This window comes from Algibacter sp., from assembly GCF_039977455.1.
Classification (GTDB): Bacteria; Bacteroidota; Bacteroidia; order Flavobacteriales; family Flavobacteriaceae; genus Algibacter_B.
The window spans coordinates 153,633-162,124 of record NZ_JBDWDG010000007.1 but is presented as its reverse complement, the minus strand read 5'-3'; the positions used below and the strand labels follow the sequence as shown (position 1 = coordinate 162,124).

The window sequence follows — 8,492 nt, the reverse complement described above, 5'->3', positions numbered from 1 at the left end:
GGAATGATAATTACTATCTACTACCTATTTATATTCCTTTTTTAGATGATAATGTTAACCTAACACAAAATCCGGGTTACTAAAATATAATTAAATTTATTTACAAAAACCTCCAACGATTTAAAATCGTTGGAGGTTTTTCTTAATTTCTTTATTTTTTTCTTGCGTTTCTGCCAGTTATGGTTTGGAGCCTATTATGAGTGTAGAATTTAAAAAATCTACTAGCTATTTACAACAAACAGTAAGCGGTACCGTAACAGATGTTAACGGACAACCAATACCGGGCGTAAATGTCCTAGAAAAAGGGACAACCAATGGCGTGCAAACAGATTTTGATGGTGTTTATAACATAAGCACTTCCAACCAAAATGCAACATTAGTATTTTCTTTTATTGGTTTTAAAACAAAAGAAATTGCTATTACAAACCAAACTACTTTTAATGTTTCTTCAGAAGAAGACATTTCAGCTCTAGATGAAGTTGTTGTAGTAGGTTATGGTACCCAGAAAAAGGTAAACTTAACGGCTGCGGTATCTGCGGTAGGAACTGAGGTTTTTCAAGACAGACCAACAGCGAATGCAGCACGTTCTTTACAGGGTACAGTACCTGGTTTAGTAATTTCAAATTCTACAGGAGGTGGTCAACCTGGTGAAGATTCTAATATTAACATCCGTGGTTTTATTACAGCTGGCGGAGATGGGGCTATTGGAGATGCTGGACTTTTAGTGCTTGTAGATGGTATCAGTATGAGTATAAGCGATATTAATCCAGAAGATATCGAATCTGTGTCTGTGCTTAAGATAGCTATTTGGCTGCCGATGGTTTACCAACAGCAGTTAGTACTCTTGACGGAAGCAATACTGACCTAAACACCATTGAAATTGGAAGAGACCCTAGATTAGCGGCCTTAATTATGGTACCAGGAGATGTTGTAGAAGTTCGCGATGGCGTAACAACAGTTTGGGAATATCCAGATTGGACTGATGCCAACACCGGTAATACAGGTTATGAAAGCCAAAAGTATAGAAATGTAGACTATAATGCTGATTTTAATGATTTTACTGAAAATACATCAAGAATTATTATGCGTTATGCTGAAGCCTTATTAATTTTTGCTGAAGCTAAAGCTGAATTAGGTACTATTACTCAAGCAGATTTAAACAGGTCTATTAACCTATTACGTGATCGTGTTAATATGCCTGGAATAAATTTAGGAGCTATTATTCCTGACCCAAATTGGCCAAATTATGGTTATACACTTACTCCTATTCTATATGAAATTAGAAGAGAACGATCTTTAGAACTTATGGCTGAAGGGTTTAGAACTGATGATCTAAACAGATGGAGAGCACATACTTTATTTGATAACGACCAACCAAGAGGTGCATTTTATAATGATGGCGTAGTAAATACTTTACCATTAACAACGCCAGTAGATGCTGATGGATTTTTACTACCTTTTTCCAACTTTGGTAATTTTAATTTCGATGAATCTAAAGCCTATTTAAATCCTTTACCTTTAGATCAATTACAACTTAACCCTAACCTAACTCAAAACCCAGGTTGGGAGTAAGTTTTATAATAATTTGTTTAAGTTAGTTTATTAATAATTAAACCACTGAGAACCATTACGTCCTACACCACAAAAAAATTAAAACAGGATGCAAAGGCAAAATAAATTAATTAATTTGAAAAAATTAAGTTAGGTTTTATTCCTTAACTTTTTATACTTTTGCTCTCCTTATAATGCGCACGTGGCGGAATTGGTAGACGCGCTGGCTTGAGGGGCCAGTATCCGTTTTAGGATGTGGAAGTTCGAATCTTCTCGTGCGCACTATCTTATACTAAAAAACACTTCTTTTCTATTTAATCTAACCTCCTAATAGTCACTTTATTAATAAAACTAATAAAATTTAAATTAAAAAGGCATACTTTTGTTTAACTTAAATTCATTTTAAATGAACAACATTAAAGTTAACTTTAGTATTAAAGACCTAGAAAACCTAACAGGTATTAAGGCACATACCATTCGTATTTGGGAAAAACGCTATAATTTACTTAGTCCAAAACGATCGGACACCAATATTAGAAACTATAGCTTAACAAGTTTTCAAAAACTACTAAATATTTCTTACCTTAATAATAATGGTTTAAAAATTTCTAAGATTGCAAAACTTAAACCTGAACAAATCCCCATAAAGGTTAGAGAAATAGCATCTAGGGTTCAAGTGGAAGATTACTCCATTAATGCTCTAAAAATGGCTATGATAAACTTCGATCAAGTTTTGTTTTATAACACCTATAATAATCTTTTAGAGACTAAAACATTTAGCGAAATTTTCTATTCGGTATTCCTCCCATTACTAGACGACATAGGAATGCTTTGGCAAACCAACACCATAACTCCTGCTCATGAGCATTTTTTATCGGTACTCATTAAACAAAAAATATTAATAAATACTGAACGCTTACAACTATTAGAGCCAAAACCAAACACTAGTACATTTGTTTTATTTCTTCCAGAAAACGAAATTCATGACATTGGACTTCTTTTTGTTAATTATCAACTTAGAAGCAAGGGCTACCATACTATTTTTTTAGGAGAAAGTGTACCCATGGAAAATTTAAATAATTTACTTGAATTTTTTAATGAAGTTACTTTTGTATCATATTTTACAGTATATCCTGAAAGTAAGGATGTTCAAGAATACATAATCAAATTCCATAATTTAATTCTAAAAAACGAAAACACAAGACTCATGCTATTGGGCAAAAAGTTTTCTGATTTGCAAATTGAAAATATCCCAGAAAAAGTAACTATCTTTAATTCAATTGAAAATTTAGTTAAACCTTTATGAAAATTTTCATATTGTTTAATTTTTAGCTAAATTTGTTAAACAATATGAAAGCAACTGTAAATATAATTGGCTCGGGTTTTTCTTCTTTGGCGGCAGCTTGCTATTTAGCCAAAGCAGGATACCAAGTAACTGTTTTTGAAAAAAATAAAACTATTGGAGGTCGTGCAAGACAGCTTCAAACCCATGGTTTTACTTTTGATATAGGACCAACTTGGTATTGGATGCCTGATGTATTTGAACGTTTCTTTTCAGATTTTAACAAAAAACCTTCAGATTACTATACTCTAGAAAAGTTGAATCCGGCATATAGCGTTTATTTTGGCAAAGATGATTTTATTACCATAGAAGACACTTTAGAAAAAATTTTAATCGCTTTTGAAAAAGAAGAACCAGGAAGTTCGAAAAAACTAAAAACCTTTATAAACCAAGCTAAAAACAATTATGATATCGCCATTAAAGATTTAGTATATAACCCGGGTGTGTCCCCTCTAGAATTAGTTACACCAGCTACCATAAGAAAAATAAATCAGTTTTTTAGTACTATAAAAAAAGATGTTAGAAAAGCCTTTAAAAATGAACGGTTAGTAAAAATACTTGAATTCCCTGTATTATTCTTAGGCGCCAAACCTAGCGATACACCGTCATTTTATAGTTTTATGAACTATGCTGATTTTGGACTTGGCACCTTTCATCCTAAAAAAGGAATGTATCAAGTGATATTAGCGATTGAGAATTTAGCAACATCACTTGGTGTAAATATTAAAACAGAAAGTCCTGTTGATAGCATTATTGTAAATAATAATAAAGCAGTAGGTCTAGAATCTAACGGTTCAACATATTTTTCTGATGTTGTAGTAAGTGGAGCAGATTATCACCATACCGAAACCTTGTTAGATAAATCTTTAAGGCAGTACACGGAGTCGTATTGGCAGAAAAAAACTTTTGCCCCTTCCTCACTCCTATTTTATGTAGGTTTCAACAAAAAACTTAAAAATGTAAATCATCATACTTTATTTTTCGATGTAGATTTTGATGTTCATGCCGAAGCTATTTACGACAATCCTAAATGGCCAGAAAACCCACTTTTTTATGCAAGTTTCCCCAGTATAACAGACCCAAATGCTGCTCCAGAGGGTAAGGAAGCTGGTATATTTTTAATTCCTTTAGCACCAGGTTTAAAAGATACACCACAATTAAGATCCACTTATTTTAATAAAATAATAAAACGCTTTGAAGAATTAACCTCGCAAAACGTACAAAATGATGTCATTTTTAAAGAGAGCTTTTGTATTAACGATTTTATAAAAGATTACAACTCCTATAAAGGCAATGCATATGGCATGGCAAATACTTTGTTACAGACCGCCTTTTTAAGACCAAAGCTAAAAAGTAAAAAAGTAGACAGTTTATTTTTCACTGGGCAATTAACCGTTCCCGGACCAGGTGTACCACCAGCGTTAATTTCAGGAAAATTAGTAGCCGATTTAGTAACAAAACATAATAAACTATTAGTATGAAATCCATATTTGATACCGTGTCTTACAACAGCAGTAAGCTTGTAACCAAGACTTATAGCACGTCGTTTTCGTTAGCTACTAAAATGCTATACAAATCAATTCGTGCCGATATTTATAACATATATGGCTTTGTTAGGTTTGCCGATGAGATTGTAGACTCTTTTCATGATTATAATAAGGAATTCCTATTCAATAAATTTTCTGAAGACTTAGAATTAGCATTAACACACAAAATTAGCTTAAATCCTATTTTAAACTCTTTTCAACACACCTTTCATAAATATAACATTGACAAATCGTTTGTAGATGCGTTTATGCATAGCATGCGACTAGATTTACATAAGTCCAACTATTTAAATGAAGATGAATACAAATCCTATATTTACGGTTCTGCCGATGTGGTTGGTTTAATGTGTTTACGTGTTTTTGTAAAAGGCAACGACGAAAAATTTAATGAACTTAAAGAGACCGCCATGTCACTTGGTTCAGCCTTTCAAAAAGTGAACTTTTTAAGAGATTTAAAAGCAGATTTTGAAGGTTTGGACCGCACCTACTTTCCAAATACCGATTTAAAAAATCTAGATGAAAAATCGAAACAATATATTATCAACGATATTGAAGCCGATTTCAAAAAAGGCTTAAGCGGTATTAAAAAACTGCCAATCGAAGCTAAATTTGGGGTTTTTATGGCATATAGGTACTATAGCCAATTACTAAAAAAACTAAAAAAAACACCAGCACTTAAAATTAAAGATTCCAGAATTCGGGTTTCCAACTCTAAAAAAATAGAGCTTTTAATGCGTAGTTATGTAAAATATCAATTAAATTTAATGTAAAATTACACCATGCATACCTTATATTGGATACTCATATTTATAAGCACCTATTTATTCATGGAATTTATGGCTTGGTTTACCCATAAGTACATTATGCATGGATTTTTATGGCGTTTACATAAAGATCATCATCACAAGGACCATGACAGTTGGTTTGAACGCAACGATGCTTTTTTTATATTTTACGCCGTAATAAGCATTGTTTTCTTTTTACTTTGGAAGCATACAAGCTTTTGGGCAGGATTACCTATTGGTTTAGGAATTTTTGCTTACGGACTATCTTATTTTATAGTGCACGATATTTTTATCCATCAGCGCTTTAAACTTTTTAGAAATGCTAATAATTGGTATGCCAAAGGTGTTAGGCGTGCTCATAAAATGCATCACAAGCACCTAGGAAAGGAAGATGGTGAGTGTTTTGGTATGCTGTTTGTTCCTTTTAAATATTTTAAAAAATAGATTTCAAACTGGCTTTAACCATGAGTAAAAACCATTTCGACTATATCATTATTGGAAATGGATTAGCTGGTTTACAACTGGCTTTAAAAATAGCAGCAGATTCCTATTTTAAAAATAAAAGCATTGCGCTTATCGATCCTTCTAAAAAAGACACGAACGATAAAACGTGGAGCTTTTGGGAAAAAGAACCTTCCACATGGAATTCTATAACACACAATACATGGAATAAAGCTTCAATAATAACAGCTAAAAAACACATTGATTTAACCCTAAAACCATATGCTTACAAATCAATTCGTTCTATAGATTTTTATAAAAAGGCTATAAAAACACTTTCAAAAAAAAATAATATTAAATTCATTTTAGAACATGTAACCGAAGTACAAGAAAATCTCGAAGTCCATGTCTCTACATTAAAAAATACGTATATGGCTTCGCATGTTTTCGATAGTAGAATCCCTGAGTCCTTTTCCATAAATTCAGAAAAACACATTTCAATAATTCAACATTTTAAAGGTTGGGTTATTAAAACAGAGAAAAACGCTTTTGAGAAAAACACTCTAATCATGATGGATTATAGACTGAAGGATGGCGAGCAAACTACATTTACTTATGTACTACCATTTTCTGAAACCGAAGCCTTAGTTGAATTCACCTATTTCACCTCTACTATTGTTTCAGATGAAACTTATGATGCCTATATAAAGCAATACATAGAAGACTATTTAAAACTAGAAAGCTATTCGATTATTGAAACGGAAAACGGGCAAATACCTATGACTACATTTCCGTTTGAAAAATTCAATACTAAAAAAATAACCAAAATTGGTACTGCAGGTGGTTGGGTTAAGGGATCAACAGGATATTCATTTAAGCATACCGAAAAAAAAGTAGCTAAAATAATTGAAAACATTAAGACAAACCAAACACCTTCAAAACAATTATTTAAGACACGATTTAAGTTTTACGATAAAGTATTTTTAAAAGTTTTAAAGGATGAAAATCATAAAGGTGAATGGATTTTTCAACAATTTTATGACAAAAATAGTGTTCAAACCATGTTTCGTTTTTTAGATGAAGATTCGTCTATCTTTGAAGAATTAAAAATAATGATGTCTTTGTTTTCTTGGCGTTTTATAAAGGCTTTCTTTAAAACACTTTAATTAGATGTTTTATAAACGAATTAGGAATTAACGACATTAACAGGATTTCCTTCTAAATAAGCTTTTAAATTGCCAACTGTAGTTTGCATCAATCTGCTTCTAGATGCTTTAGAGGCCCATGCAATATGAGGCGTAATAATACAGTTTTTTGCATTTAATAAGGGGTTATCTGCTTTTATGGGTTCAGTAGAAACCACATCGACCGCAGCTCCATATACTTTTCCCGAGTTTAGCGCATCTTTTAAATGATCTTCAACAATCAATCCACCTCGAGATGTGTTTATAATCATTACTCCATCCTTCATTTTATCAATATTCAATTTATTGATAATACCTTTTGTCGCATCGGTTTCCGGACAATGTAAACTAATTATATCTGCTGATTTTAATAATTTATCGAACGAAACATATCTACACGTTTCGGTTTCTAAAGCTGCTTTTTTACTTCGGTTATATGCAACTATATTTAAACCAAAAGCTTCAGCTATTTTTGCTGTTGCTTGGCCTATTTTTCCAAAACCAATTATACCTAAAGTTTTCCCATCAAGCTCTATAAGTGGTGTATTCCAGAAACAAAAGTCCTTCGATTTGGTCCACTCACCTTTATTCACTGCAGTGGCATGACCACCAACATTGTGGCACAACTCCAAAAGTAAAGCCATAGTAAACTGTGCGACAGCCTGAGTGCCGTAAGTAGGTACATTAGCGACTGTAATACCCATTTCTTTTGCCGTATTTACATCTACCACATTATAACCTGTAGCTAAAACTCCTATATATTTTAATTGAGAAACTTGTTTCAAAACGTCCTTAGGCAGAGGTGTTTTATTAGTAAAAACAATTTCGGCATCGCCAATGTTTTTTACGATTTCTTCAGTCTTACTTCCTGTTCGGTCATAAACTAAGACATCGCCAAATTGCTTAATCCCCTCCCAACTTAAATCGCCTGGGTTAAGTGTGTAACCGTCTAATACAACTATTTTCAATTTATTAATTGGTTTTTATTACGTTTTAAAATTATGGTAAAATTTACGAAAAATTTAAATTGCAAGGCCTTTTATTTTTTAAGCAAGCTATCGATAGTTGATCTAACCGTTTCGCTATTCCAGTTGGAAGCTCCTGTTTTATCAATTACAATATTCCCTGATTTATCAATTAAAAATGTTCTAGGAATACTTGTCACATTAAAAACATCAGGATGTTTAGAAATGGCTTTGTACGAGCTAAAAGTATATTCGTTTTTAATTAAGAAGTTATTAGTTACTTGAAAGTCTTCATTAGAAACAAAAACAAACTCTATTTTATCTTTATAGTCTTCATATAATAATTGCATACTCGGCATTTCTGCAATACAAGGCGGACACCAAGTAGCCCAGAAATTAACTAAAACCACTTTGTTTTTTGTAGTACTAAAGTTAACATCGTTATTGTTTTCACCTTTTAATAGCCAATTATAATCTGATATTTTGTTTTGCTTTGACACATCTATAGTAGATGGTGCAAAAAGCGCTAATCCTTTATTTAAAAAGACCTGTATAGGTTTTCGGGTTTGTGGTATTAGCAATAGACCTATTAGTACAAAAAAAATAATATTCTTTATTTTACTTCTATTCATTTTGATAATTTACAATTAAAAAGGCACAGTTTCAAAATTTGAAAC

Annotated in this window: 9 protein-coding genes and 1 tRNA gene; 8 read left to right on the top strand and 2 right to left on the bottom strand. The window is 32.0% G+C overall.

The genetic code is table 11. The annotated features are described in order from the left end of the window. Nucleotides 1–196: 196 nt before the first annotated feature. From ABJM36_RS01935 to ABJM36_RS01900, 8 genes are all read left to right on the top strand, one after another. Nucleotides 197–868 carry a carboxypeptidase-like regulatory domain-containing protein gene (locus tag ABJM36_RS01935; RefSeq protein ID WP_348448599.1) on the top strand — a complete coding sequence of 224 codons (672 nt, stop codon included), beginning with the start codon at nucleotides 197–199 and terminating at the stop codon, nucleotides 866–868. Then, complete coding sequence (locus tag ABJM36_RS01930) at nucleotides 808–1,572, top strand: RagB/SusD family nutrient uptake outer membrane protein (protein WP_348448597.1); 765 nt, start codon at nucleotides 808–810, stop codon at nucleotides 1,570–1,572. The genes ABJM36_RS01935 and ABJM36_RS01930 overlap by 61 nt, the downstream gene beginning before the upstream one ends. Nucleotides 1,573–1,747: 175 nt before the next feature. Beyond that, nucleotides 1,748–1,833: transfer RNA gene (locus tag ABJM36_RS01925), tRNA-Leu, on the top strand. Between the two features lie 124 nt (nucleotides 1,834–1,957). Further along, nucleotides 1,958–2,857: a MerR family transcriptional regulator gene (locus ABJM36_RS01920; RefSeq protein WP_348448595.1), complete on the top strand. Its 900-nt coding sequence runs from the start codon at nucleotides 1,958–1,960 to the stop codon at nucleotides 2,855–2,857. 44 nt (nucleotides 2,858–2,901) lie between these two features. Next, complete coding sequence (crtI, locus tag ABJM36_RS01915) at nucleotides 2,902–4,374, top strand: phytoene desaturase family protein (protein WP_348448593.1); 1,473 nt, start codon at nucleotides 2,902–2,904, stop codon at nucleotides 4,372–4,374. Further along, nucleotides 4,371–5,210 carry a phytoene/squalene synthase family protein gene (locus tag ABJM36_RS01910; protein ID WP_348448591.1) on the top strand — a complete coding sequence of 280 codons (840 nt, stop codon included), beginning with the start codon at nucleotides 4,371–4,373 and terminating at the stop codon, nucleotides 5,208–5,210. The genes crtI and ABJM36_RS01910 overlap by 4 nt, the downstream gene beginning before the upstream one ends. A gap of 9 nt (nucleotides 5,211–5,219) precedes the next feature. Next, nucleotides 5,220–5,669 (top strand): beta-carotene hydroxylase, encoded by a 450-nt coding sequence (locus tag ABJM36_RS01905; RefSeq protein WP_348448589.1) that lies wholly within the window; start codon nucleotides 5,220–5,222, stop codon nucleotides 5,667–5,669. A gap of 20 nt (nucleotides 5,670–5,689) precedes the next feature. Next, entirely contained in the window at nucleotides 5,690–6,832 is a 1,143-nt protein-coding gene (locus tag ABJM36_RS01900) for a lycopene cyclase family protein (protein ID WP_348448587.1), read from the top strand. A gap of 20 nt (nucleotides 6,833–6,852) precedes the next feature. Here ABJM36_RS01900 and ABJM36_RS01895 read toward each other — a convergent pair whose 3' ends face one another. Both ABJM36_RS01895 and ABJM36_RS01890 read right to left on the bottom strand, forming a co-directional pair. Next, nucleotides 6,853–7,818 carry a D-2-hydroxyacid dehydrogenase gene (locus ABJM36_RS01895; RefSeq protein ID WP_348448585.1) on the bottom strand — a complete coding sequence of 322 codons (966 nt, stop codon included), beginning with the start codon at nucleotides 7,816–7,818 and terminating at the stop codon, nucleotides 6,853–6,855. Between the two features lie 71 nt (nucleotides 7,819–7,889). Continuing rightward, nucleotides 7,890–8,447 carry a TlpA disulfide reductase family protein gene (locus ABJM36_RS01890; protein WP_348448583.1) on the bottom strand — a complete coding sequence of 186 codons (558 nt, stop codon included), beginning with the start codon at nucleotides 8,445–8,447 and terminating at the stop codon, nucleotides 7,890–7,892. Nucleotides 8,448–8,492 lie beyond the last annotated feature (45 nt).